General features: G+C 66.7%; 24 protein-coding genes. 9 read left to right on the top strand and 15 right to left on the bottom strand.

Going from position 1 to position 24,178, the window contains the following annotated elements; all coding sequences use genetic code 11:
- Nucleotide 1 precedes the first annotated feature (1 nt).
- The 4 genes from ACJH6I_RS11475 to rraA all read left to right on the top strand — a co-directional run bounded on the left by ACJH6I_RS11475 (nucleotide 2) and on the right by rraA (nucleotide 2,480).
- Nucleotides 2-151 carry a hypothetical protein gene (locus ACJH6I_RS11475; RefSeq protein ID WP_406784083.1) on the top strand — a complete coding sequence of 50 codons (150 nt, stop codon included), beginning with the start codon at nucleotides 2-4 and terminating at the stop codon, nucleotides 149-151.
- 723 nt (nucleotides 152-874) lie between these two features.
- Nucleotides 875-1,531 carry a DUF6474 family protein gene (locus ACJH6I_RS11470; RefSeq protein ID WP_212807597.1) on the top strand — a complete coding sequence of 219 codons (657 nt, stop codon included), beginning with the start codon at nucleotides 875-877 and terminating at the stop codon, nucleotides 1,529-1,531.
- A gap of 21 nt (nucleotides 1,532-1,552) precedes the next feature.
- Complete coding sequence (locus ACJH6I_RS11465) at nucleotides 1,553-1,975, top strand: hypothetical protein (RefSeq protein ID WP_406784082.1); 423 nt, start codon at nucleotides 1,553-1,555, stop codon at nucleotides 1,973-1,975.
- Between the two features lie 25 nt (nucleotides 1,976-2,000).
- A complete protein-coding gene (gene rraA, locus ACJH6I_RS11460; RefSeq protein WP_212807599.1) occupies nucleotides 2,001-2,480 on the top strand; it encodes a ribonuclease E activity regulator RraA in 480 nt (159 codons plus the stop codon).
- Nucleotides 2,481-2,534: 54 nt separating this feature from the next.
- On the opposite strand, the gene ACJH6I_RS11455 is transcribed toward rraA, so the two are convergent.
- Nucleotides 2,535-4,004 (bottom strand): NAD(P)/FAD-dependent oxidoreductase, encoded by a 1,470-nt coding sequence (locus ACJH6I_RS11455; RefSeq protein WP_212807600.1) that lies wholly within the window; start codon nucleotides 4,002-4,004, stop codon nucleotides 2,535-2,537.
- Nucleotides 4,005-4,082: 78 nt separating this feature from the next.
- On the opposite strand from ACJH6I_RS11455, the gene ACJH6I_RS11450 reads away from it, so the two are divergent.
- Nucleotides 4,083-4,715: a TetR/AcrR family transcriptional regulator gene (locus ACJH6I_RS11450; RefSeq protein ID WP_212807602.1), complete on the top strand. Its 633-nt coding sequence runs from the start codon at nucleotides 4,083-4,085 to the stop codon at nucleotides 4,713-4,715.
- A gap of 17 nt (nucleotides 4,716-4,732) precedes the next feature.
- Here the strand turns inward: ACJH6I_RS11450 and ACJH6I_RS11445 are convergent, their stop codons facing one another.
- The 3 genes from ACJH6I_RS11445 to ACJH6I_RS11435 are packed head-to-tail and all read right to left on the bottom strand — an operon-like array spanning nucleotide 4,733 to nucleotide 7,074.
- On the bottom strand, nucleotides 4,733-5,917 hold the full coding sequence (locus ACJH6I_RS11445; protein WP_212807611.1) for an FAD-binding domain: 1,185 nt from the start codon (nucleotides 5,915-5,917) through the stop codon (nucleotides 4,733-4,735).
- Nucleotides 5,914-6,405: a nitroreductase family deazaflavin-dependent oxidoreductase gene (locus tag ACJH6I_RS11440; RefSeq protein WP_212807613.1), complete on the bottom strand. Its 492-nt coding sequence runs from the start codon at nucleotides 6,403-6,405 to the stop codon at nucleotides 5,914-5,916. The genes ACJH6I_RS11445 and ACJH6I_RS11440 overlap by 4 nt, the downstream gene beginning before the upstream one ends.
- 42 nt (nucleotides 6,406-6,447) lie before the next feature.
- The gene (locus ACJH6I_RS11435; RefSeq protein WP_212807615.1) at nucleotides 6,448-7,074 is read right to left on the bottom strand and encodes a TetR/AcrR family transcriptional regulator; all 627 of its coding nucleotides are present in this window, start codon (nucleotides 7,072-7,074) and stop codon (nucleotides 6,448-6,450) included.
- Nucleotides 7,075-7,131: 57 nt separating this feature from the next.
- On the opposite strand from ACJH6I_RS11435, the gene dinB reads away from it, so the two are divergent.
- Both dinB and ACJH6I_RS11425 read left to right on the top strand, forming a co-directional pair.
- Nucleotides 7,132-8,355 carry a DNA polymerase IV gene (gene dinB, locus ACJH6I_RS11430; protein WP_212807617.1) on the top strand — a complete coding sequence of 408 codons (1,224 nt, stop codon included), beginning with the start codon at nucleotides 7,132-7,134 and terminating at the stop codon, nucleotides 8,353-8,355.
- A gap of 28 nt (nucleotides 8,356-8,383) precedes the next feature.
- Nucleotides 8,384-8,815: a pyridoxamine 5'-phosphate oxidase family protein gene (locus tag ACJH6I_RS11425; protein WP_212807618.1), complete on the top strand. Its 432-nt coding sequence runs from the start codon at nucleotides 8,384-8,386 to the stop codon at nucleotides 8,813-8,815.
- Here ACJH6I_RS11425 and ACJH6I_RS11420 read toward each other — a convergent pair.
- The 4 genes from ACJH6I_RS11420 to ACJH6I_RS11405 are packed head-to-tail and all read right to left on the bottom strand — an operon-like array spanning nucleotide 8,812 to nucleotide 10,987.
- Entirely contained in the window at nucleotides 8,812-9,204 is a 393-nt protein-coding gene (locus tag ACJH6I_RS11420; protein WP_212807620.1) for a hypothetical protein, read from the bottom strand. The two genes, ACJH6I_RS11425 and ACJH6I_RS11420, sit on opposite strands and share 4 nt — an antisense overlap.
- Entirely contained in the window at nucleotides 9,201-9,521 is a 321-nt protein-coding gene (locus ACJH6I_RS11415) for a DUF4333 domain-containing protein (protein WP_212807622.1), read from the bottom strand. The genes ACJH6I_RS11420 and ACJH6I_RS11415 overlap by 4 nt, the downstream gene beginning before the upstream one ends.
- A gap of 28 nt (nucleotides 9,522-9,549) precedes the next feature.
- A complete protein-coding gene (locus ACJH6I_RS11410) occupies nucleotides 9,550-9,972 on the bottom strand; it encodes a hypothetical protein (RefSeq protein WP_212807624.1) in 423 nt (140 codons plus the stop codon).
- A gap of 10 nt (nucleotides 9,973-9,982) precedes the next feature.
- Nucleotides 9,983-10,987, bottom strand: a complete 1,005-nt coding sequence (locus tag ACJH6I_RS11405; protein ID WP_212807626.1) for a PHP domain-containing protein — start codon at nucleotides 10,985-10,987, stop codon at nucleotides 9,983-9,985.
- Between the two features lie 72 nt (nucleotides 10,988-11,059).
- On the opposite strand from ACJH6I_RS11405, the gene ACJH6I_RS11400 reads away from it, so the two are divergent.
- On the top strand, nucleotides 11,060-11,911 hold the full coding sequence (locus tag ACJH6I_RS11400) for an LLM class F420-dependent oxidoreductase (protein WP_212807628.1): 852 nt from the start codon (nucleotides 11,060-11,062) through the stop codon (nucleotides 11,909-11,911).
- 532 nt (nucleotides 11,912-12,443) lie between these two features.
- On the opposite strand, the gene ACJH6I_RS11395 is transcribed toward ACJH6I_RS11400, so the two are convergent.
- The 4 genes from ACJH6I_RS11395 to gltB all read right to left on the bottom strand — a co-directional run bounded on the left by ACJH6I_RS11395 (nucleotide 12,444) and on the right by gltB (nucleotide 20,968).
- On the bottom strand, nucleotides 12,444-13,235 hold the full coding sequence (locus ACJH6I_RS11395) for a polysaccharide deacetylase family protein (RefSeq protein WP_029119172.1): 792 nt from the start codon (nucleotides 13,233-13,235) through the stop codon (nucleotides 12,444-12,446).
- A gap of 186 nt (nucleotides 13,236-13,421) precedes the next feature.
- Nucleotides 13,422-14,753 (bottom strand): glycosyltransferase 87 family protein, encoded by a 1,332-nt coding sequence (locus tag ACJH6I_RS11390; protein WP_406774503.1) that lies wholly within the window; start codon nucleotides 14,751-14,753, stop codon nucleotides 13,422-13,424.
- A 148-nt stretch (nucleotides 14,754-14,901) separates the two neighbouring features.
- Nucleotides 14,902-16,368, bottom strand: a complete 1,467-nt coding sequence (locus tag ACJH6I_RS11385; RefSeq protein ID WP_406784081.1) for a glutamate synthase subunit beta — start codon at nucleotides 16,366-16,368, stop codon at nucleotides 14,902-14,904.
- A complete protein-coding gene (gene gltB, locus ACJH6I_RS11380; RefSeq protein ID WP_406774525.1) occupies nucleotides 16,361-20,968 on the bottom strand; it encodes a glutamate synthase large subunit in 4,608 nt (1,535 codons plus the stop codon). Before gltB ends, ACJH6I_RS11385 begins: the two co-directional genes overlap by 8 nt.
- Nucleotides 20,969-21,517: 549 nt before the next feature.
- Here gltB and aqpZ point away from each other — a divergent pair.
- On the top strand, nucleotides 21,518-22,267 hold the full coding sequence (gene aqpZ, locus ACJH6I_RS11375) for an aquaporin Z (RefSeq protein ID WP_406774502.1): 750 nt from the start codon (nucleotides 21,518-21,520) through the stop codon (nucleotides 22,265-22,267).
- Here the strand turns inward: aqpZ and ACJH6I_RS11370 are convergent.
- From ACJH6I_RS11370 to ACJH6I_RS11360, 3 genes are all read right to left on the bottom strand, one after another.
- Entirely contained in the window at nucleotides 22,264-23,160 is an 897-nt protein-coding gene (locus ACJH6I_RS11370) for a DNA-3-methyladenine glycosylase family protein (RefSeq protein ID WP_406774501.1), read from the bottom strand. The two genes, aqpZ and ACJH6I_RS11370, sit on opposite strands and share 4 nt — an antisense overlap.
- A gap of 9 nt (nucleotides 23,161-23,169) precedes the next feature.
- Nucleotides 23,170-23,535, bottom strand: coding sequence for a DUF427 domain-containing protein (locus ACJH6I_RS11365; RefSeq protein WP_212807638.1), 366 nt, complete (start codon nucleotides 23,533-23,535; stop codon nucleotides 23,170-23,172).
- A 99-nt stretch (nucleotides 23,536-23,634) separates the two neighbouring features.
- Entirely contained in the window at nucleotides 23,635-24,114 is a 480-nt protein-coding gene (locus ACJH6I_RS11360) for a chitin-binding protein (protein WP_406774500.1), read from the bottom strand.
- Nucleotides 24,115-24,178: the final 64 nt, after the last annotated feature.

Below are 24,178 nucleotides of genomic sequence, written 5' to 3'. Positions count from 1 at the left end.
GATGTTGGGCAGGCTCGGGAACCGGATGGCGGGGACGCTCGCCGCGGTCGCGGGCGCGGGACCGGTCGCGGCCGCCGGCTGCGGTTGGCTTGTCCCGCCCGTCGTCGCGGGTGCGGTGGTGCCGGACGTCGCACCGGTTTCCGTCTGCTGAGTCGACGAGCCGGCCGACGGCTGATGTTCGCCAGCGGCCGCGTTCGGCGTTCCAGAATCCTCGGGCCGCCCCGGAGAAGCGACATTATTTTGTTTGCTGGGGGCGTTGCTTTCAGACGCATTCTTGCCGGATTCACCGGTTTTGCCGGGGTCGTGAACACCGGCTTCAGAACCACTCTTGGCAACGCCGCCGGAGGCACCGCGCTTATCCTTTTTGCCGCCAGAACCGGCGCCACCGGGCGACGGCGCCTGTGACTGGCCGTCCGTCGGCTTGGCCGGCCGCGCCGGGGCCTTGTGCCCGCCACCAGCGGACGAGCTGCCACCGGGCTTCGTGCCGCCGTGAGAAGCCCCGCCACCGTGGCCACTCGAGTCACTACCAGAAGCTGCCGTATCAGCGAAGGCGTTCGCACCACCCAGGCCAGCGATCAACAGCCCAGATGCCATCAGCGCGGCAGCTGTAGCTATTCGTTGGCGTGGCGCCATCGTTCCCTCTGCTTTCATGGCATCAAAAACCCGCTCCGATGAATTCCTAATAATTGTCGCACAGCCGTCGGACTTTGTTTGCTGGATAAAGTAGCGAGAAATGTGGGAAATTCCACCCCCGAATTGCGGCGGAATTCGACCCATGGCCCGATGCCCGATTCGGGCCCACGGACGATAAGGTGACGTCACCATCGCAGCAAGATCGTGCACACGTGTCGAGACGACCGGGAGGTCAGCCGGAATGGGCCTGTTCAAGCGACGCAAGAGCCGGGCAACCCGTCGCGCCGAGGCGAAGGCGATCAAGGCGAAGGCGAAACTCGAGGCACGGCTGTCCGCCAAGAACGAGGCCCGGCGCATCAAGGCGGAAGGCCGTCGGCAAACGAAACGGGACCGGGCCGGCGTCAAAGCCCAGCGGGACAGCGACAAGATGGCACTCAAGGTTGCTGAAACGCAGCTGCAGGCGGTCCGTGAAGGCAAGCTGCTGTCGCCGACCAAGATTCGCCGGCTGCTGATGGTGTCGCGAATCCTCACCCCCGTTGTCGTGCCCGTGGCGTACCGGGCCGCGATTGCCGCGCGCGGTCTCATCGACCAGCGCCGCGCAGACCAACTGGGTGTTCCGCTGAGCCAGATCGGGCAGTTCTCCGGCGCCGGCGGCGCGCTGTCCGCCCGGATCGCCGGTGCGGAGCGCTCGCTGCGCCAGGTCGCCGAGAACAAGCCCAAGGACGCCGAGACCAAGCAGTTCGTGGCGACGCTGTCGAGCAAGCTCGCCGATCTGTCCGCCGCGGTGACGGCGGCGGAGAACATGCCGGCGCCGCAGCGGCGGACCGCGCACGCCGCCATCGAAAGCCAGCTCGACGGCATCGACGCAGACGTCCTGGCCCGCCTCGGGGTGTCCTGACCCACCCGGAGGAGCACCCGCATGGCAGACGAGCAGAAGTCCCCCGACGAGGAGTCGCAACCCGGCGTCCCCCCGAAGGAGACGCCGGCCAAGAAGACGCCCGCGAAAAAGGCGCCCGCGAAGAAGGCTCCAGCCAAGAAGACGCCCGCCAAGAAGGTGCCGGCGAAGAAGACGCCCGCCAAGAAGGCCGCAACCACCGCGCCGGCCAAGAAGGCCCCGGCGAAGAAGGCTCCACCGAAGGTCGCGCCACCCGCACCCCCGCCTTCCGAGGCGCCCGCGCCCCAGACGCCCGCTCCCGAGACCCCGGCACCCGCACCCCTGCCCGTGCTCGACCTGACTCCGCCCGTGCCGCAGCGCTCGCAGGTGCCGGTCACCGCGGTGATCGTCGCGAGCGTTCTGGCCCTGCTCGTCGTGCTGCTGGCCCGACGCCGCGCCGCCGGCTGACTCCGCGCCCTGAGATAATCGGCGGGTGACCATCGAACCCCGCGCCACTGCCGACCTCGTCGACGAGATCTATCCCGATGTCCGCAGCTGCGATCTGCAGCTGCAGAACTACGGCGGTCGAACCATGTTCGCCGGCCGCATCACCACGGTGAAGTGCTTCCAGGACAACGCCCTGCTCAAGTCGATCCTGTCGACGCCGGGCGACGGCGGCGTCCTCGTGGTCGACGGCGACGGATCACTGCACACCGCCCTCGTCGGCGACATCATCGCCGGCCTCGCGCACGACAACGGCTGGTCGGGCGTCATCGTCAACGGCCCGGTGCGCGACGCGTCGACGCTGCGCACCATCGACGTCGGCATCAAGGCGCTGGGCACGAACCCCCGCAAGGGCACCAAGACCGGCGCCGGCGAGCGCGATGTCGAGGTGACCTTCGGCGGCGTCACCTTCGTCCCGGGTGACATCGCCTACTGTGACGAGGACGGCATCGTCGTCGTCACACCGTGACATCAACACGGAAAAGCCCCCACCGTGAGGTGGGGGCTTTTCTCGTCTGACGGATCAAACCGTCACTGCGGCACGGTGTTTCGTGAACTGCAGCGCCTGCTCGTCGACCTTGCCGTACCGGATGGTCCGCATGTCGAAGAAGTAGTTCTGCTTGAGCTTCCACGGCGCTTCCGAACCCGACTTGGGCAGGCTGTCCATGGCCCGCTTGAAGTAGCCGGGCGTGAAGTCCATGAACGGCAGCTCGTCGACGCTGTCGCCCGGGTGCTGCGGCTCGACGCGGTCGAATCCGTTGGCGTCCATGTAGTTCAGCACGCGGCAGATGAACTCGGACACCAGGTCGGCCTTGAGCGTCCAGGACGCGTTGGTGTAGCCGAAGGTGATCGCCATGTTCGGCACGCCCGACAGCATGAGGCCCTTGTAGGTCATGCAGGACGGCAGGTCGATCGGCTCGCCGTTGCGGTTGGCGGTCGCGCCACCGAACAGCTGCATGTTCAAACCCGTTGCGGTGACGATGATGTCGGCCTGCAGCTCCTCGCCGGAGGTCAGCTTGATGCCATTCTCGGTGAAGGTCTCGATGGTGTCGGTGACGACGCCGGCCTTGCCCGAGCGGATGGCCTTGAACAGATCGCCGTTGGGCGCCAGGCAGACTCGCTCGTCCCACGGGTTGTAGCGCGGGCTGAAGTGCTTGTCGTAGTCGAAGCCCTCCGGCAGCCGGCGCTCGGCCATCTGGCGCAGCGCCTTCTTGAACACGGCCGGGAACTTGCGGGCGAGCTGGTACTGCCCGGTGCTGTAACCGATCTGCTTCCAGCGGTTCACGAAGTGCGCCAGGTGCTTCGGCAGATATTTGTTGGCCTGCTTGGCAATCGGGTCCTCGAGTGGCAGCGCACCGATGTAGGTGGGCGAGCGCTGCAGCATGGTCACGTGCCCGGCGCCGCCGTTCACCAGTGACGGGATCAGCGTGACGGCCGTGGCGCCGGAACCGATCACGACGATGTTCTTGCCGGTGTAATCGAGGTCCTCGGGCCAGTGCTGCGGGTGCACGATCTGGCCCTTGAAGTCGGCCGCGCCGGGGAACTCGGGCGAGTAGCCCTCGTCGTAGTTGTAGTAGCCGCTGCACACCGACAGGAACGACGCGGTGACCTGCTTTTCCTCGCCGCCGGCGGTGATGTTGATGGTCCAGCGGTTCTCGGCGTCCGACCAGTCGACCGAGGTGACGTGCTGGCCGGTGCGGATGTGCTGGCGGATGCCGTTCTCGTCGGCGGCCTCGTTGATGTAGTTCCAGATCGACTGGCCGTCGGCGATCGACTTGGCCGACTCCCACGGCTTGAACCGGAAGCCGAGGGTGAACATGTCGGAGTCCGAGCGGATGCCGGGGTACTTGAACAGATCCCAGGTGCCGCCGATGTTCTCCCGACGCTCCAGGATCACGTAGCTCTTGGTGGGGCAGCGGTCCTGGAGGTGCCAGGCGGTGCTGATGCCGGAGATGCCAGCACCGACGATGACAACATCGAAGTGTTCGATCATGGTACCGACGGTATCAACATGGTGTTGAGTCGGTCAACGGTGTGTTGAAAAACTCGACAAACTGTTAGGCTCAGCTGCGTGAGTACCGCTGCGCAGACCCGGGCGCCCCGGGGCCGTCGTGCGGCACGCCCCTCGGGCGACGAGCGCGAAGCGGCCATCCTCGCCACCGCAGCCGCCCTGCTCGAGCAACGCTCGTTCTCCGAGATTTCCGTCGATGACCTGGCCAAAGGCGCCGGCATCTCCCGCCCCACGTTCTACTTCTACTTCGCGTCGAAGGAAGCCGTGCTGCTGTCGTTGCTCGATCCGCTGATCAAGCGCGCCGACACCGGCTTCGACGGCGCGCTCGAGGACATGCCGGCGGACCCGAAGAAGGCCATCCGGCACGGCATCGAGATCTTCTTCAGTTCATTCGGCTCGCACCCGGCCACCGCCCGGGCCGGCGTCGAAGCGGTCAGAACAGTTCCCGAACTCCGCGAGTTCTGGGCCGGGCTCATGCAGAAGTGGATCAACCTCACCGCCGCACTGATCGCCGCCGAACGCTCGCGCGGCGCCGCGCCGGACACCCTGCCCGCCCGGGATCTGGCCACCTCGCTGAACCTGATGAACGAGCGCATGATCATGGCCACCCTGGCCGGCGAGCCGGGCGCCGTCGCGCACGACGACGTCGTGAACACCCTCACCCACATCTGGCTGAGCAGCATCTACGGCTGAAGTCCGCCACTCTTGCGCTACATCGCGTAATCCGGCAATTCGATGTCGTCGCGGAATTCCCGCCGGATCACCCAGGCCGCCAGTGCCGGGATATCCAGCAGCCGGCTGACGCGGTTACGGGTCCAGAGGCCGACCGAGGTCCGCGGTGCCAATACGCCCGCGAAAGCTCTGGCGGACTCTTGTTTGCCCTCGATCAGCGGTTGGACCAGCTGCTCATAGCGGCGAAACGCTTCACCGTGCTCACCGCCGGACCGGTCGAGTTCGCCTGCGAGCACGTACGCCTGGAGCATCGCCAGTCCGGTTCCCTCGCCCGCCAGCAACGACACGCACGAAGCTGCGTCCCCGACCAGTGCGACGCGACCCTGCGACCAGCGGTCGATCTTGATCTGACTGACCCGATCGAAGTACAGATCCTCGGCCCGATCCAGCGCGGCGAGGATTGCCGGGCACTCCCATCCGTCATCGCCGAAAACCCGCCGCAAAGCTCTCCGGACAGCGGTGCCGTCGGCCGTCTCCGCAGCGGTCAGCTGATCGTCGGAGACGATGAACAGGAACAGGGTCTTATCGTTCCGCTGCGCAAACCGGGCGACCACGCGCCCAGGCCTGCCGTGGGCGAGGTAGACGAGTTCATCGCGCGAGCGGTATCCGTCGGATTCGAATGCCGCGACCCAATAGCCCAGCTGCCTCTGGAATGTGGGGTCAGTGCCGAAAACCAGACTGCGCACCGTGGAATGAATGCCGTCGGCGCCGATCACTAGGTCGAACTCGCGGTGCCCGCCGTGTTCGAGCACGACCTCCACTCCCTCGTCAGATTGTTCGATCGCGGTGATCCGGTCGCCGAACACCGTCTCGACGTCGTCTCCGACTGCCTCGTAGATCAGCCTCGCCAGCTCGCCGCGCGGCAAGCTGATGTATCGCCCGTCGAAGACCCGCCGGAACGGGCTGACGGCGAACCCGCCTGTCTTGCGGCCGCGGCCATCGACCAGCCGGACCTGCTCGATCCCGTAGCCTGCCCGCTGTATTGCATCCGCCAAGCCCATCCGCTCGGCGATCGCGTAGCCGACGCCCCAGAAGTCGATGAGGTAGCCGCCGGTGCGTAGCTGCGGCGCCGTCTCGATCAGCACCGGGTCATGGCCGCTGCGGGACAACCAATAGGCCAGTGTCGGCCCGGCTATGCCCGCGCCACTGATGGCGATCTTCATGAGGTCGTGTCGAGCCGCAACTCGACCATCGGGAGCGCCGTGTGGGTTGGGCTCACTTCGGTACCCAAGGTCTGGTCGAGGACGCCTTTGAGTCGGGCCCAGGCGCGCGGATGACGGTCGATGTACGCACCCAGTGCCCGGTCGGCGGCCGACGGTGGCAGCACCCGCGCCGTCGCTGCCGTCGGCGGGCGGCTACCGGCGTAGACCCGCACCCGCGGATTGGCCGAAATGTTGCGGAACCAGTGGGCTTTCGTACCGAATCCGGAAGCCACCACGTAGGTAGCGGCCGACGGATGGTCGATGACTTCGAGGACGACGTAGCGGCGTGCCCCCGATGTGCGTCCGGTGTGTTCCAGCATCAGCATCCGCGATCCGAACAGCGCGCCCGCACGGGTCCGATAGATCCAGATCGGCGCGCGTACCAAGCGTCGGCACCGCAGCAGCCTGGCACCGCCGGCCGCCAAGCCACCAGTACGGGGCGTGGACATTGTTGTCTCCCTACCTTTCTCGCGCACTGTCGATGAGGCCGCTCACGTGGTGCCAGGCGATCCGGTCAGGCCATCGCGGTAGATGGCGAAGGCTTCGGTGGCCCAGCGCTCCATGCCGGCGGCGGTCAGCGGGTCGACCCCGAGCACTTCCGCGACGCGCCGACGCAGCATGAGCACCGCCAGGTCGTTGAGCAACAAGAAGGCCGCGCGCACCGCCGGATCGTCGCCGGCATCCGCCGTTCCGGCCGCCACCATCGCGCCGAGCGCGTCCTGGCTGATGGCGTACAACCGGGCGAACAGAACGGATCCCATTGCGCCGCCGGCGATCAGCGATCGGCCCAGGTAATCCGGAATCGGCGACTGTGGCGGCAGGTGGACGGCGAAGGCCTCGAGCAGCGTCGGCGTCGCGGAGGGCTGCGTGCCGTCTTGGACCGGTGCTGTCACCTCGGTCAGCAGCGCCTCCAGGGTCTGCACGACGTAGTTGTCGACCGCGTCCACCAGTCCGTCTTTCGAGCCGTAGTGCCGGACCAGCAGCGCGGGCGAGACACCAGCCGCGGCGGCGATGTCGCGCATCGTCACCGCGTCGGCACCGCGCTCGGCGAACAGGCGCAGGGCCTCGTCGCGAATCCGTGCCCGCGCGGTCCGGTCGTCGACCATGGGTGAATGCATGTTCACCAATGTAAACAATTGTTCAGCCGAGCGCCAGGCATTCATCGATGCGAACATATGTGCGAAGATTGGCCGGTGTCGGACGTTGAAGCAGCCGCGATCCTGCATGCCGACCTCGACTCGTTCTACGCATCGGTCGAGCAGCGTGATGATCCCGCGCTGCGCGGCCGGCCGGTGATCGTCGGCGCCGGTGTGGTGCTGGCGGCCAGCTACGAGGCCAAAGCGTTCGGCGTGCGCACCGCGATGGGCGGGCATCAGGCCCGCGGCCTGTGCCCGCAGGCCATCGTCGTGCCGCCGCGGATGTCCGCCTATTCAGAGGCGAGCCGCGAGGTCTTCAAGGTTTTCCATGACACCACGCCGCTGGTCGAGCCGCTGTCGGTCGACGAGGCCTTCCTCGACGTCAGCGGCCTCGGCCGGGTGTCCGGCACCCCGGTGCAGATCGGGGCAGCGTTGCGGGAAGCGGTGCGTGAGCGTGTGGGGCTGCCGATCACCGTCGGCATCGCGCGCACCAAGTTTCTGGCGAAGGTCGCGAGCCGCGAAGCCAAGCCCGACGGACTACTACTGGTGCCGCCGGACCGCGAGCAGGCCTTCCTGCATCCGCTTCCGGTGCAACACCTCTGGGGCGTCGGCGCCAAGACTGCGGAGAAGCTGCGCGAACACGGCGTCGAGACGGTGGCCGACGTCGCGGCCCTCACCGAGTCGGCGCTGGGCGCCATGGTGGGCGCGGCCATGGGGCGTCAGCTTTTCGCGTTGTCGCACAACATCGACCGCAGGCGTGTCACCACCGGCGTGCGACGACGGTCCGTCGGCGCCCAGCGCGCGGTGGGACGGCGTGGAAACACCATGTCCGACAACGACATCGACGCGATGATCATCAACCTGATCGACCGCATCACCCGCCGCATGCGCAGCAGCGGCCGAACCGGCCGGACGGTCGTCCTGCGGCTGCGGTTCGACGACTACAGTCGCGTGACGCGCTCGCACACCATGCACCGCGCGACCGCGTCGACCGAGGAAATCCTCACGGCCGCACGTGGATTGGTGGCGGCCGCCGGACCGATGATCGCCGAACGCGGCCTGACGCTGATGGGGTTCTCGGTGTCGAACGTCGACACCGCCGGCACCGAGCAGCTCGAGCTGCCCTTCGACGGCGAACCCGACACCGCCGCGGTGGACTGCGCCGTCGACCTGGTGCGCCAGAAGTTCGGCAACGCGTGCCTGACGCGCGGCGTGCTGGTCGGCAAGGACCCCGGCTGGGAAATGCCGATGCTGCCGGAATAGCGCGGAACGAAGCGGCGTTGGCGGAGTCATGCCGAGAAAACTGACCGAAGCCGAGCGTGAACAGTTCCTCGCCGACAAGCACGTAGGGGTGCTGTCCGTTGCCGCCGAAGATGGCCGTCCGCCGTCGAGTGTCCCCATCTGGTACGACGTCACCTCCGACGGGCTGATCCGGATCAACACCGGCGCCGGCAGCCGCAAGGCGAAGCTGATCCAGCAGGCGGGCGTAGTCTCGCTCGTGGTCCAGCGGGAAGAGCCTCCCTACCAGTACGTGATCGTCGAAGGCTCGGTCGTCGACACCGCCACGCCCGCGCCGGAAGACGCACGGGAAGCCATCGCGATCCGCTATCTGGGGGAAGAGGCCGGGCGCGAGTTCGTCCGTTCGATGGCAGGTGTTGCCACCGTCTTGTTCACTGTCCGCCCCGACCGCTGGCTCACGGCCGACTTCTCTGAAGAGGTCTAACCCACGCGATACGTCCATCCCGCATCGGCGACGCACTGCTGGATCGGGACCTTGATGTCGTCGGTCGTGATCAGGTGGTGCGTGCAGTTCGAATTGCCCGACCAGAACAGCTTCAGGTCGCCGGTGTCGTGGCACTCGATCCATTGGCCTTCGGCGTCCTGGCGCCATTCGACGAGGTGATCCACCGCGTGCAGGAGCCGGCTCTCGGCATCCAGGCGCAGATGGATTTGGAAGGTCAGCGCCACGGCCAGGTCTTCGAGCACCTGTCGCCAGTCCGGATCGTCCGACTTCCACTCGGCCACGAGGTCGACGCCCTCGGGAGCGCCGTCGCGGATGAGCCACGGGCGCGCCGGACTGTTCAGCTGCAGTAGCCGGTCGTGCAGGGTCACTTACCGGGGATGATTTCGATGCTGAGTGCGATGTCGGAACCCCGGATATCCGCGACTCGCGCCGTCGCGTGGCGACTCGTCTTGCCCGTGACGACGGTGCAGGTCTGGGTGGCCCCGATGGTGGCCTCGATGCCACCGTCGCAGGACACGGAATCGATGTTCGACGCGGTCTGCGTGCTCAGCTTGTTCTTGACCGCCGTCTCCAATTTGTCCTTGGACATGGTGGTGGCCCCGCTACCGACGTGAAACGAACACGAGGCCAGCAGAACTGCCGCAGCCAGCGTGGCGACCCGACGCGCTTTCGATCGAAGTGCCATGTTCACCGAGTATGCCCGCACACCGGCTTCAGAACTGCGCAACCACAAATCCCGACAACAGCACCAGGAATCCGCCGACCTCACCGAGGATCAGCGCCACCATCCCGGCGTGCAGACCACCGCTGGGGTGCTCGAACTGGTTGGTGGTGTCCTGCCGGAGCCCATGCTGGATGTACGCGGCGATGGCGACGACGAAGAAGAACACCAAAACCATTGCGGCCGTGAGGTTCACCCACGCCGGCCAGGAACTGAGCTGGACGAACACCGCCACCAGCAGTGTGGAGAACGAGTACAGCAGCGCGGCCCGGTGTGCGATGTCGACGTAGGGGTGGGCCAGATGGTCGGGGTTGACGGCCATCTGCCGGTACTTCCAGATGCCGAGGATCAGGGCCAGCAAGAAGATCAGGCCGGCGGCGAAAAGCGTGATGACGGTTGCGGTACCGAGAACCATGCGCCAGACGCTACGCGGCGGCCCAGGACAGCAGTCGCTCGACCGGCCAGGTGTTGACGATCCGGTCCTGCGGAACACCGGCATCCAGCGCCCGCTGCGCCCCGTAGCCGAGAAAGTCCAGCTGGCCGGGCGCATGCGCGTCGGTGTCGATCGAGAACAGACACCCGGTGTCCAACGCCATGTTCAGCAGCCGGGTCGGCGGGTCGCGCCGCTCAGGGCGCGAATTGATCTCCACCGCAACATCATTGGCGGCGCACGCCGCGAACACCGCTTCCGCGTCGAACTTCGATTCCGGCCGGGTGCCGCGCGAGCCCTCGACGAGGCGACCGGTGCAGTGACCCAGCACGTTCGCCTGCCCACCGGACACCGCGCGGACCATGCGCCGGGTCATCGCGGCGGCGTCCATGGCCAGCTTGGAGTGCACGCTGGCGACCACCACGTCCAGCCGCTCCAGCAGTTCGGGTTCCTGATCCAGCGAGCCATCTTCGAGGATGTCGACCTCGATGCCGGTGAGAATCCGCATCGGCGCGAACCGGTCCCGGATTTCGTCGATGACGTCCAGCTGCTGACGGAGCCGGTCCGGACTGAGCCCGTTCGCCACGGTCAGCCGCGGCGAGTGGTCGGTGAGCGCACAGTACTCGTGGCCCAAACGCTGTGCGGTGGCCATCATTTCACTGATGGGCGCCGAACCGTCGGACCAGTTGCTGTGCAGATGCAGGTCGCCCTTCAGCGCAGTGCGCAGCGCTCCCCCGCCCAAATCTGCTGCCGCCGTACGAAGTTGGACGAGCGCGTCGGGCTCACGACCGGCCCAGGCCTGCGCGATCACGGCTGCGGTCTTGGGTCCGACGCCGGCCAGCGTCTGCCAGCCGTTGGTGCGGCCCAGCTTCTCGCGTTGTTCGGGTGTCAGCGCCTCCACCACATCCGCGGCCTTGCGATAGGCCATGACGCGACGGGATTCCTCACGAGCGCGGTCCTTATAGAAGGCGATCTCCCGCAGCGCGGCCACTGGGTCCATGGCATCCAGTCTGCCAATGCGCGGAGGAAACTCACAGGAATTAGGAGCCCGTCGTGACTAGTTTCAATAAGCGTGCGATTCGCCTTCAAAACCTCACCGCAAGACACCACCTGGTCGGACATGCTCGCCGTTTGGCAGGCTGCCGACGACATCGACGTGTTCGAGTCCGGCTGGACCTTCGACCACTTCTATCCGATCTTCTCCGATTCGACCGGCCCCTGCCTGGAGGGCTGGGTCACGCTGACCGCGCTGGCGCAGGCCACCAAACGGCTGCGGGTCGGCGTCCTGGTCACCGGCATCCACTATCGACACCCGGCAGTGCTGGCCAACATGGCGTCCGCGCTGGACATCGTCTCGAACGGCCGGCTGGAGCTCGGTATCGGCGCCGGTTGGAACGAAGAGGAGTCCGGCGCCTATGGCATCGAGCTCGGCTCGGTCAAAGAGCGGTTCGACCGCTTCGAAGAGGCCTGCGAGGTGCTCAAAGGCCTGCTCAGCCAGGACACCACTACCTTCGACGGCAAGTTCTATCAGTTGAAGGACGCCCGCAACGAGCCGAAGGGGCCGCAGCAGCCGCATCCGCCGTTCTGCATCGGCGGTAGCGGCGAAAAGCGGACCCTGAAGATCACCGCCAAGTACGCCGATCACTGGAACTTCGTCGGCGGGACGCCGGAAGAGTTCGCCCGCAAGCGCGACGTGCTCGCCGCGCATTGCGCCGACATCGGCCGCGACCCCAAGGAGATCACCCTGTCGGCGCACGTCCGGCTCGGCCAGGACTGCGACTACCGCAAGGTGGTCGACGAGGCTGCGGGCCTGGGCGCCGAAGGCCTGGACCTGGCGATCATCTACATCCCCCAACCGCATGACCCGGCCGTGCTGGAGCCGCTGGCCGAAGCCATCCGGGACTCAGGCCTGCTCACTGCCTGAGATACGGCAACCGCCCGGAGCCGAGAATTCGGTTCCGGGCGGGCGTGCGTTCTTAATTATCGCGGAGGTCACAAATCGATAACGATCAGCAAAGCAGCTGACGTTACTGCCGAATACCGTCGGCCAGAGCGGTCGAGCGAGCGCTAGACGCCGAAGCGGACCATGTCCGCAGCGGTGACCAGACGCTCGTTCTTGGCCGGAAACTCACGGCTCTTGACCGGGTGGCGGAGCAGGGACCAGGCAATACGTCCCATGCGTGAACGCGATAGCGGGTTGTTGTACACGGTGATCACTCCTGCGGTCGGCGATTGGTTGCACCGTGGGGCCAGACTATCGCACGGCCCCCGCGATTTCATTACAACGCCGGTCATCGGCAAACCTTTGGAGGCGCGCCGAAAGTAACAGCGGCGTGTCGCGTGTGACTGGTGTGATTCATGTTGCGGAAGAAGCCCTTAATGGCCTCTTAATTTAAGAGAGTGACCAGCCGGGCAAGTGACCCACCAGACAATATGAGCTATGTCACTCGGGTGAATCAGACCGGAAGCTCGCGCGGCTTCCGGAACACGTCATCCAGTGTGACGGTGCGCAGATTGCGCTCCTTCAGCAGATCGACCAGTTGGCCGTAGACGTGCGTCACCGGCAGGTGGTTGAGATGGCCGATGACCACCGTCTGCTCCGTGAAGTACTTGCCCGCCATCTTGAGGATGTAGTCCTCGGTGACGATGTTCTCGTCGCCCAGCGATCCCGTCCACATGGTCGGCGTCGAGTAGCCGAGCTCCGCGGCGATCTTGTCGACGATCGCGTTGTGGCTGCCGTACGGCGGCCGGTAGTACGGCCGGGAGTCGACCCCGAAGGTCGACTGCAGGAACTTGTGGTTGCGCTCCAACTGGTCGACGATCTCGTCCTTGGACAGTTTCGCCAGGTCCGGATGCGACCAGGTGTGGTTGCCCAGCTGAATCTGGCCCGACTCCACGAGCGGCAGCATCAGGTCCCGGTTCTCGGTCCACGACTGGTAGCGGCCGTTGACGAAATAGGTGAGCCGCATGCCGGTGTCCCGTGCGAGCTTGGTGTACGCGCGCACCACCTCGGAACTCACGCCGTCGTCGAGCGTGATCGCCACGCGGTTGCCGGCCACGTCCGGCAGGCTGCTGAGCTCGCCGCCGCCCGGCAACGCCAATCCCATGCCCCGCTGTACCGGTTCCTTCGGAGCCTTCGGCGGCGCCGCGGCCACGGTCGCGGCCGGTCCGTCGACGGCGCACCGCGCCAGGCCGACGCCGGCCACCACCGAGGCCGACAAGCCCACGAGAAAGCGTCGCCGGCTCAGCTCGGAGCCGGCGAACAGGGATGCGGGTGCGCTGGTGTAGTTCGCCATAAGTATTCAGTTCTGGTCGATCGGGACCCGAACCGATCAATTGTGCAACTCCAGTCACACCAGCCTCACGCGACACACCCGACGGTATCGAGTCGTTATCAACGGCATCATCAGGTACCGAGGCGCGCCCCGACCGCGCTAGACGCGAGCAGGCACCTCGTCGTCAAGGAATTCCGGCGGGTAGTCCCCGAGATCGTCGGCACTCATGGCCGTCGCGCCCACCACACGCGGCTCCGACGTACTCAACCGCAACCAACCGACCGCACCGATCAGGAAGCACAGGTACACCAGCGGATACCAGCCGCTCATCACTTGGCCGATCCAGAACGGCCGCAGGTCGAGGAAATTCCAGTACACGCCGCTGAAGTACATCGTGGTGTGGTTCCGGCCGGGTTTGTGCAGCGTCCACATGAACACCGCCGCGAACAAGCCGGCGGCACGGTACGCCCAGCCCCGAGCCCAACCACCCTGCGTCGTACAGGCTTTCCCGACGAGCCAGAAGATCACCGGCGCGAACCAGACCCAGTGCGCAGCCCAGCTGAACGGCGAGACGGCACAACCGGTCAGGCCCACCACCACGAGAGCCAGGGCCTGCTCGCCGCGGCGGTGGGCCCACCACGCCACCGCCAGTCCGGCAACCAGGACCAAGAGGCTCAGGGTGATCCACAACCATTCAGGCCGTGGAAGTGGTGCGAAGAAGCGCGCGAGAAAGCCGTTGATCGACTGGTTCGCCAGGTGATCGATAGGCGCGATGTGCGTGGTATCTCCGAGGTGACTCCAGAACCAACCGCTGTCCGCCGGAAGGAATGGCCAGGTACCTACCATCGTTGCCACGAAAGTCCCTGTGGCAACGGCAAAAGTACGCCATTGTCGAGTCAGCAGCAGGTACGGCAGGAACACCAGCGGCGTCAGCTTGATGCCCGCCGCCAGCCCCAACCCGATACCTCGAGAACGGGAAGCTTTGGGCCGCAACAGATCCAGCAGCACCATCGCCATGAGCAGCACATTGATCTGTCCCCACCAGAGCGTGGCCTGCACCGGCTCGACATCTATGACCGTCACGCCGAGTGCCGCGCTGACCGTCGCCAGTCGCCAGTCAGCGCGAACGCCGGCCAATCGCATTGTGCGCCAAGCCAACAGCGCCAAAAGCCCTACCGACAGGACCAACAGCGACCACTTCGCGACTTCGAAGCCGGCCAACGCGAAAGGGGCAAGCAGCACTGTCGCGAACGGCGGGTAGACGAACCACGCCTCTTTCAACGCCGGCGTCTCGTACAACGGCTTGCCGTGCCAGAGCCCATCGACCGCAGCTCGGTACGTCGACAGGTCGAAGTCGTTCTCCATCAATCCGAAGAACTTCACATCGAACGGCACCAGCTGGTTGTGCACCACCAACGCCAGTATCGCGACCGCGACCGCACCCAACACCACTGGATGCGGCAGTCGCGTCGGCCCTCCCCCACTGCTCACCGGCCGATTTTATCGAGCAGTGCGTGCGGCGCCCGTCGCCAATCTGCACCACCCATGCAGCGTGAGAGTCACCGGTTCTGCGTTCCTGACGTGAAAAAACCGTGGCCCGGCGGTGCATCGCACCACCGGGCCACGGTTGATTGTCAGATCAGCGCTGCGGCGCAGCCGTCGGCTTGATGGGCTTCGGCAGCGCCGACTCACCCATCAGGTAGCGGTCCACGCCGGCGGCCGCGGCGCGGCCCTCGGCAATGGCCCACACGATCAGCGACTGACCGCGGCCCATGTCACCGGCGACGAAGACGCCGGGCACGGTGGTCTGGAAGTCGTTGTCCCGGGCCACGTTTCCACGGTCGGTGAGCTCGACGCCCAGCTCGGTCAGCAGGCCCTCACGCTCGGGGCCGACGAAGCCCATGGCCAGGAAGACGATGTCCGCCGCGAGTTCGAAGTCCGAACCCTCGACCTTCTCGAACTTGCCGGCCTTCATGACGACCTCGTGCACCTTCAGCGCCGAGACCTTGCCGTCGGTGCCCACGAACTCCTCGGTGTTGACCGAGAAGACGCGCTCGCCGCCCTCTTCGTGTGCCGAGGACACCCGGAACATGAGCGGGTAGGTCGGCCACGGGGTCGACTCGGCGCGCTCCTCCGGCGGACGCGGCATGATCTCGAACTGGTGGACGCTCTCGGCACCCTGCCGGTGGGCGGTGCCCAGGCAGTCGGCGCCGGTGTCACCGCCACCGATGATGACGACCTTCTTGCCCTTGGCCGTGATCGGCGGCTCGCCGTCGGGTCCGAGGACGTCGTCGCCCAGCTGCACGCGGTTACCCCAGGGCAGGTACTCCATGGCCTGGTAGATGCCCTCGAGCTCGCGGCCCGGGATCGGCAGGTCACGCCATGCGGTCGCGCCGCCGGCCAGGACCACCGCGTCGTAGTCTTCCTGCAGCTGCTCGACGGTGATGTCGACGCCGACGTTGACGTTGGTCCGGAACTGCGTGCCCTCGGCCGTCATCTGCTCCAGACGACGGTCGATGTGCCGCTTCTCCATCTTGAATTCCGGGATGCCGTAACGCAGCAGACCACCGATGCGGTCGGCCCGCTCGAGCACGGTCACGTCGTGGCCGGCGCGAGTCAGCTGCTGGGCAGCGGCCAGACCGGCCGGTCCGGAACCGACGACGGCGACCTTCTTGCCGGTCTTCACGTCCGGGATCATCGGCTTGACCCAGCCCTGGTCGAAGGCGTTGTCGATCAGCTCGACCTCGACCTGCTTGATCGTCACCGGGTCCTGGTTGATGCCGAGGACGCACGACGCCTCACACGGCGCCGGGCACAGCCGCCCGGTGAATTCCGGGAAGTTGTTGGTGGCGTGCAGGCGCTCGATGCCGTCGCGCCAGCGGTCCCGGTACACCAGGTCGTTCCACTCGGGGATGAGGTTCCCGAGCGGACAACCGTTGTGGCAGAACGGGATACCGCAGTCCATGCAGCGCGAGGCCTGGACCTGCAGGGTCTCCTTGGAGAACTCCTCGTAGACCTCTTTCCAGTCCTTGAGGCGCAGGTCGACCGGCCGGCGGACCGGGGTCTGACGGTGGGTGTGCTTGAGGAAGCCGTTCGGATCAGCCACGAGCGGCCGCCATGATCGCTTCGCTGACGTCCTCGCCGGCGGCCTCGGCCCCGGCGATCGCCTCCAGTACCCGCTTGTAGTCGCGAGGCATCACCTTGATGAACTGCTCCTTCTGATTCTGCCAATCGGCCAGAATCCGCTGTCCCACAGCCGATTCGGTGCCATCGACATGGGCGGTGATGATCTCGTGCAGCCACAGTTCGTCGGTGGCGTCCAGCGCATCGAGATCGACCATCTCGCCATTGATGTTGCCCGGCAGGGCGCCCTTCGGGTCGTAGACGAAGGCCATACCGCCGGACATACCGGCGGCGAAGTTACGGCCGGTCTCGCCGAGGATGACGACCTTGCCACCGGTCATGTACTCGCAACCGTGGTCGCCCACGCCCTCGACGACCGCGACGGCGCCCGAGTTACGCACCGCGAACCGCTCGCCCACCACACCGCGCAGGAACGCCTGCCCGCTGGTGGCACCGAACAGGATCACGTTGCCGCCGATGATGTTCTCCTCGGCCACGTAGCCGGCGGGCGCGTTCTTCGACGGGCGCACCACGATGCGTCCACCCGAAAGACCCTTGCCGACATAGTCGTTGGCGTCGCCGTTCACCCGGAGGGTGATGCCCTTGGGCAGGAACGCGCCGAAGCTGTTACCCGCCGAGCCGTCGAACGTGATGTCGATGGTGCCGTCCGGCAGACCCTGGCCGCCGTGAACCTTCGTGACCTCGTGGCCCAGCATGGTGCCGACGGTGCGGTTCACGTTGGTGATCTTCATGGCGAGGCTGACCGGCACCTCGGACTCGATGGCGTCCCGGCACTCGGCGATCAGCTGCTGGTCGAGCGCCTTGTCCAGACCGTGGTCCTGGCTCGACGTGCAGTACAGATCCTGCTTCATGAAGGCCGACTCCGGTTCGTACAGCACCGGGGTCAGGTCCAGCTTCTGCGCGCGGTAGTGCGCGATGGCCTTGCTGGTGTCCAGCGCGCCGACCTGGCCGACCATCTCGTTGATGGTGCGGAAGCCCAGCTGCGCCATGAGTTCGCGGACCTCTTCTGCGATGAACAGGAAGAAGTTCTCGACGAATTCCGGCTTGCCGGTGAACCGCTCGCGCAGCACCGGGTTCTGGGTGGCCACACCCACGGGGCAGGTGTCGAGGTGGCAGACGCGCATCATGATGCAGCCCGAGACCACCAGCGGTGCGGTGGCGAAACCGAATTCCTCGGCGCCCAGCAGCGCGGCGATGACGACGTCGCGGCCCGTCTTGAGCTGACCGTCGACCTGCACGACGATGCGGTCGCGCAGACCGTTGAGCAGCAGGGTCTGCTGCGTCTCGGCCAGGCCCAGCTCCCACGGTGCACCCGCGTGCTTCTGCGAGGTCAGCGGCGTCGCACCGGTGCCACCGTCGTGCCCGGAGATGAGCACCACGTCGGCGTGCGCCTTCGAGACACCCGCGGCGACGGTACCGACGCCGTTCTCCGACACCAGCTTCACGTGGATACGGGCCTCGGGGTTGGCGTTCTTCAGGTCGTGGATCAGCTGCGCCAGATCCTCGATCGAGTAGATGTCGTGGTGCGGCGGCGGCGAGATCAGGCCGACACCCGGGGTCGAGTGGCGCACCTCGGCCACCCACGGGTACACCTTGTGCCCCGGAAGCTGACCGCCCTCACCGGGCTTGGCGCCCTGGGCCATCTTGATCTGGATGTCGGTGCAGTTCGTCAGGTAGTGCGACGTCACACCGAAGCGGGCCGACGCGACCTGCTTGATGGCGCTGCGCCGCCAGTCGCCGTTGGCGTCCCGCTCGAAGCGCTCGACGTTCTCGCCGCCCTCACCCGAGTTCGACCGTCCGCCAAGGCGGTTCATGGCGATGGCCAGCGTCTCGTGGGCCTCGGCCGAGATCGAGCCGTAGCTCATCGCGCCGGTGGAGAACCGCTTGACGATCTCGCTGGCGGGTTCGACCTCGTCGATCGAGATCGGTTCGCGCACACCTTCTTTGAACGTGAACAGGCCACGCAGGGAGGCCATGCGCTCGCTCTGGTCGTCGACCAGCTTGGTGTACTCCTTGAACACCGAGTACTGCCCGGTGCGGGTGGAGTGCTGCAGCTTGAACACCGTGTCCGGGTTGAACAGGTGGTATTCGCCCTCGCGGCGCCACTGGTACTCGCCGCCGACCTCGAGCTCACGGTGTGCCCACTCGTCGGGCCGGTCGAGGTAGGCGAGGCTGTGCCGCGCCGCGACGTCGGCCGCGATGTCGTCGAGGTCGATGCCGCCGGTCGGACAGGAGATGCCGGTGAAGTACTCGTCGAGCACGCGCTGGCTGATGCCGACGGCCTGGAACAGCTGGGCGCCGGTGTAGGAGGCCAGCGTCGAGATGCCCATCTTGGACATCACCTTCAGCACACCCTTGCCGGCGGCCTTGACGTAGTTGGCCTTGGCCTGGTCGCTGGTCAGACCGGTGATGACACCGCGGTCGACCATGTCCTCGACGGTCTCGAAGGCCATGTACGGGTTGATGGCGGCCGCGCCGACACCCACCAGCATGGCCATGTGGTGCACCTCGCGGGCGTCACCGGACTCGACCACGAGGCCGACCTGGGTGCGGGTGCGTTCCCGGACCAGGTGGTGGTGGACGGCCGCCGTCGACAGCAGCGACGGGATCGGCGCAAGCCATTCGTTGGACTCACGGTCCGACAGCACGATGATGCGGGCACCGTTGCGGATGGCCTGCGACACCTTGGTGCGGACGTCCTCCAGGGCGCGGCGCAGACCCTCTCCACCGTCGGCGACGGGGTACAGGCAGCTGATGACCGCGGCGCGCATGCCGTGCTTGCGGCCCCGGATCTCGTGGTCGGGGTCGACGCAGATCAGCTTGGACAGGTCGCCGTTGCGCAGGATCGGCTGCGGCACGACGATCTGCCGGCACGAGTTCTCGTCCGGGTTCAGCAGGTCACCCTCGGGGCCGATGACGCCCGAGAGGCTGGTGACGACCTCTTCGCGGATGGCGTCCAGCGGCGGGTTGGTGACCTGTGCGAACAGCTGCTGGAAGTAGTCGTAGAGCATCCGCGGCCGCTGCGAGAGCACAGCGATCGGGGTGTCGGTACCCATGGAGCCCAGCGCCTCGGCGCCGGTGCGGGCCATCGGCACGATCAGCTGATTGACCTCTTCGTTCGTGTAGCCGAACGCCTGCTGGCGCAGCACCACGCGGTGGTGCGGCATCTTGACGTAGTCGCCCGGGGGCAGATCGTCGATGTGGAACAGGCCGTTGTCGAGCCACTCCTGGTAGGGGTGCTCGGCCGCGAGCTTGTCCTTGATCTCCTCGTCGTCGACGATCCGGCCTTCGGCCATGTCCACGAGGAACATCCGGCCGGGCTGCAGGCGCATCTTCTTGACGACGGTCGAGGGGTCCAGATCCAGGACGCCGGCCTCAGAGGCCATGACGACGAGCCCGTCATCGGTGACCCAGATGCGCGAGGGGCGCAGGCCGTTGCGGTCCAGGACCGCGCCGACGATGGTGCCGTCGGTGAAGCACACCGACGCGGGTCCGTCCCACGGCTCCATGAGCGATGCGTGGTACTGGTAGAACGCCCGGCGGGCGGGGTCCATGGTCTCGCTGCGTTCCCATGCCTCGGGGATCATCATCAGCACGGCGTGGTGCAGCGGACGTCCACCCAGGTGCAGGAGTTCGAGCGCCTCGTCGAACCGTGCGGTGTCCGAGGCGCCCGGCGTACAGACCGGGAAAATCTTGTTCAGGTCGTTGTGGTACCCGAACACGTCGGTGTGGATGAGCGCCTCACGGGCCCGCATCCAGTTCTCGTTGCCGTTGACGGTGTTGATCTCACCGTTGTGCGCGACCCGGCGGAACGGGTGCGCCAGCGGCCACGACGGGAACGTGTTGGTCGAGAAGCGCGAGTGCACGATGCCCAGCGCGCTCTTCATCCGCTCGTCCTGCAGGTCCAGGTAGAACGCCTTGAGCTGCGGGGTGGTGAGCATGCCCTTGTAGACGATGGTCTTGCCCGACAGGCTCGGGAAGTACACCGTCTCGCGACCGGGGCCGTCCTGGCCCGGGCCCTTGGTTCCCAGCTCGTGCTCGGCGCGCTTGCGGATGACGTAGGCGCGGCGCTCGAGCTGCATGCCGTCGGCGCCGGCGATGAAGATCTGCCGCAGGGTCGGCATGGCGTCACGCGCCAGCGCACCGAGCGACGACTCGTCGAACGGCACATCGCGCCAGCCCAGGACCTGCAGGCCCTCGGCTTCGACGATCTTCTCGACGGCCTCGCACGCCAGCTTGGCGTCGCGGGCCGACTGCGGCAGGAAAGCGATGCCCGTGGCGTAGCTGCCTTCGGCAGGAAGCTCGAAGCCTTCCTCGGCGCACACGGCGCGGAGGAACTCGTCGGGAACCTGCAGCAGGATGCCTGCGCCGTCGCCGGTGTTCGGCTCGGCACCTGCGGCACCGCGATGCTCCAGGTTCAGCAGTGCCGTGATCGCCTTGTCGACGATGTCGCGGCTCCGACGTCCGTGAATGTCCGCGACCATGGCGACGCCACAGGCGTCGTGCTCATGCGCGGGGTTGTACAGCCCGACCTTGCTGGGTCCGCCGTGCTGCGGCGCCATTCCCACCTAACCCTTCACCATCTTCTTTACGAAGCATCGCTTGACCGCCGCTTTCAACGGCGTCAGCGGACTGAGCGACGGTATGCCAGCGTGCAGCACTGAACGACGGGCCGTCCCGCTCGCCTCGATTGAGACAAAACGATATGACAAACCCGGCCTGACATGCCAACTTAGGCAGACCTAATGAGGTTGCTGTGACTGTGTTGCACAGCACTCTAAAGCTACCGGTCGGTAGGGCCAATTTTATTGGAGCCCTTGCGTTTTCGCCAATCAATTCCGGTCACACCCCGACGGGGCCCACCTGCACCACTGGTCACGACACCGCAATATGGTTTGCTAGAAGTCACATTTACGCAGGCTGTTACCAAAAGTTTATTTGCTGCAAAGATTGCTCAGATTCTTAGATTCCGGGCCGGTCAGCGGGCACCCGCCGGTCACCTTTGAGCTGCTATTCAGCAACAGCCGGGCTCCCGGCCGCCCACCGGTGGGATCCTCGAAATGCTGTTTGCTGACCCGGCTTTTTCGACAGGAATTGGAGGGTTCGACCAAATGAGTGCTCCCACGATGACACACAAGCTGGCGGCGGAGGCCGTCGGCACCTTCTGGCTCGTGCTCGGCGGTTGCGGCGCCGCGGTCTTCGCCGCCAATCCCACCGAACACACCTCTATCGGCATCGGATTCCTCGGTGTCGCAATAGCTTTCGGCCTCACGGTACTGACGGGCGTCTACGCCTTCGGCACCGTCTCGGGCGGCCATTTCAATCCCGCGGTCACGCTCGGCGCGGCCCTGGCCCGGCGGATCGACTGGAAGGCACTGCCTAGGTACTGGATCGCCCAGGTCATCGGCGGCCTCATCGCCGGCGCGGTCATCTACTGGATCGGCAGCGGCCAGAAGGGCTGGTCGGCGACCGGCAACATGGCCGCGAACGGTTTCGGGGACCACTCCCCGGAACATTTCGGCCTGGCGTCGGTGCTCATCACCGAAATCGTCCTGACCGCGATGTTCCTGTTCGTGATCCTGGGCTCCACCGACGCCCGGGCGCCGAAGGGCTTCGCCGGACTGTCCATCGGCCTGTCCCTGACCCTGGTCCACCTGATCTCGATCCCGATCTCCAACACCTCGGTGAACCCGGCCCGCTCGACCGGCGTCGCGTTCTTCAACGGCAACGGGGCGCCGACGCAGCTGTGGGTGTTCTGGCTGGCGCCGTTGGTCGGCGCCGCCATCGCGGGCATCGCCTATCCGCTGTTGTTCGGCACGGCCGAGACGGATCACGAAGCCGACGTCGTGGCCGCCGCCTAGATTTCCTTCAGGCTGGGAATCGCCTGGCGCGCACCGAATCTCGGATTGCGCGCCAGGCCGCTGGCCTCGAGCAGCCGTACCGCCCGATGCCGGTGCGGCCGGAGCGGTTCCAGCAGTTCGACCATCGCGGCGTCGTCGATCGGGTGGCCCAGCAGGGTCCAGCCCACCATCTTGGCCAGGTGATAGTCGCCGACCGAGAGCGCGTCGGCGTCGCCGAACGCCTTCTGCACCGTCTCGGCGGCCGTCCAGAGCCCGACTCCCGGCAACGACATCAGGGCCGTGATCGCGGTCTCGGCGGTCAGCCGCTCCAGCGCGTCGGCCCGCTGTGCGCAGCCGACCAGGGTGCGGGCCCGGCCCGGATCCACGTTCGCGCGGTGGAATTCCCAGGACGGGATGCGGCGCCACGCCTCGGCAGTCGGCGGCAGCCGCATGCCGGCCGGCGCCGGGCCGGGCGCAGGTGCGCCATACCGCACGGTGAGCTTGCGGAACGAATTCCACGCATCCCGGCCTTGCACCCGTTGCTCGAGGATCGCCGGGACCAGTGCCTCCAGCACCCGTCCGGTCCGGCACACGCGCAGGTGCGGCACGCGGCGCCAGGCCTCGGCAATGGTCGGTTCGGTGGGTGCGAATCCCGTGGCGTCGTCTTCGGCGCCGACCAGCGCGGGTAGGCGGTCCAGGAACTCGGCGGCGCCGTCGCCCCACACCTCGCAGTCGACGGTCCTGAGATCGGGTGAGCTGAGGCGCGCGGTGACCCCGCCGGTGCGCATCAGGCTGGTCCGCCAGATGACGCCGTCGACGGTCCGGAAGGTCGGATCGGTCCCTCCGCGGCGCAGCGGCGACAACGTCAGGCCGAGGCCGGCCGGGCCGTCCAGGGCCAGGCTGGCGGTGGGCACGGCTCCAGGTTAGGCGGGGTGCACCACGATGTCGGCCTTGTCGGGGTAGAACGCCACCCGGCCGGCGATCTCAGCCACCGCGGGGTACGGCTGTTCGTACGTCCAGATGACGTCTTCGACGCCGCCGACGTGGTAGTAGCCGGCGTCACCCTTGTACGGGCAGTAGCTGGTGGTCGTACTTCGGGACAGCTCCGTCTGGTCGACGTCGGCGAGCGGAACATATTGCACCGCTGGGTAATTCGACTCTTGCAGAGTGAGTGCGTCAGTGGTGTCCGCAACCACGCGGCCGTTGACCGTCACGGTGACACGTCCGGCGGTCGGCGTGATGGTGATGGGGTGAGCCGCACTGGGCTCGAGCACGGGACGCTCGGTCATGTTCAGTGCAACACCTTTCCCGGCGGCGCCGATTCCCGACATGACGCTGGGCCTGTCACCAGTGACAGGCCCAGCCATCAGACGGCAACTACTGACGGATTACAGCGCAATCCAGATGCCGAAGAACCAGAAACCCCACGCCATGAAGCCTGGATCCCACACCGGGTAGACGGTGTAGCCCCAGTAGTCGAACGGGGGCGGCGGCGGTGCCCACGGCGGGGGCGCCACCCAGATGATGTTCGGCCTGGGCGGTGGTCCCCAGCCCCACGGCCCAGGACCATGGCCCCACGGCGGCGGGCCGCCACGCCAGTGCCAGTCGCCCGGTCCCGGGTCGCCCGGCCTGGGGTGCCAGTTCCCCTGGTCGCCGGGATGCCAGTCCCCACGGCCATTGTCGTTGTCGCCCGGGTGCCAGTCGTCGTGATTGCCCGGGTTACCTGGCGGTGGCCCACCCGGCCCGCCGCCGGGATCACCGGGGTTTCCAGGTGGACCGCCGGGGTTTCCAGGTGGACCGCCGGGGTTTCCGGGCGGACCGCCGCCACCCGGTCCGTGTCCGTTACCCGGACCGTTGCATACCTGCATCGGCGGGCAGGGTGCAGGCTTCGCCTGCGCGATATTGACTCCTAATCCCATAATCGCCGCGCTC

This window comes from Mycobacterium sp. SMC-13, from assembly GCF_045311035.1.
GTDB lineage: Bacteria > Actinomycetota > Actinomycetes > Mycobacteriales > Mycobacteriaceae > Mycobacterium.
The sequence above is the reverse complement of the archived record's forward strand: the minus strand, read 5'-3'. Positions and strand labels throughout refer to the sequence as shown.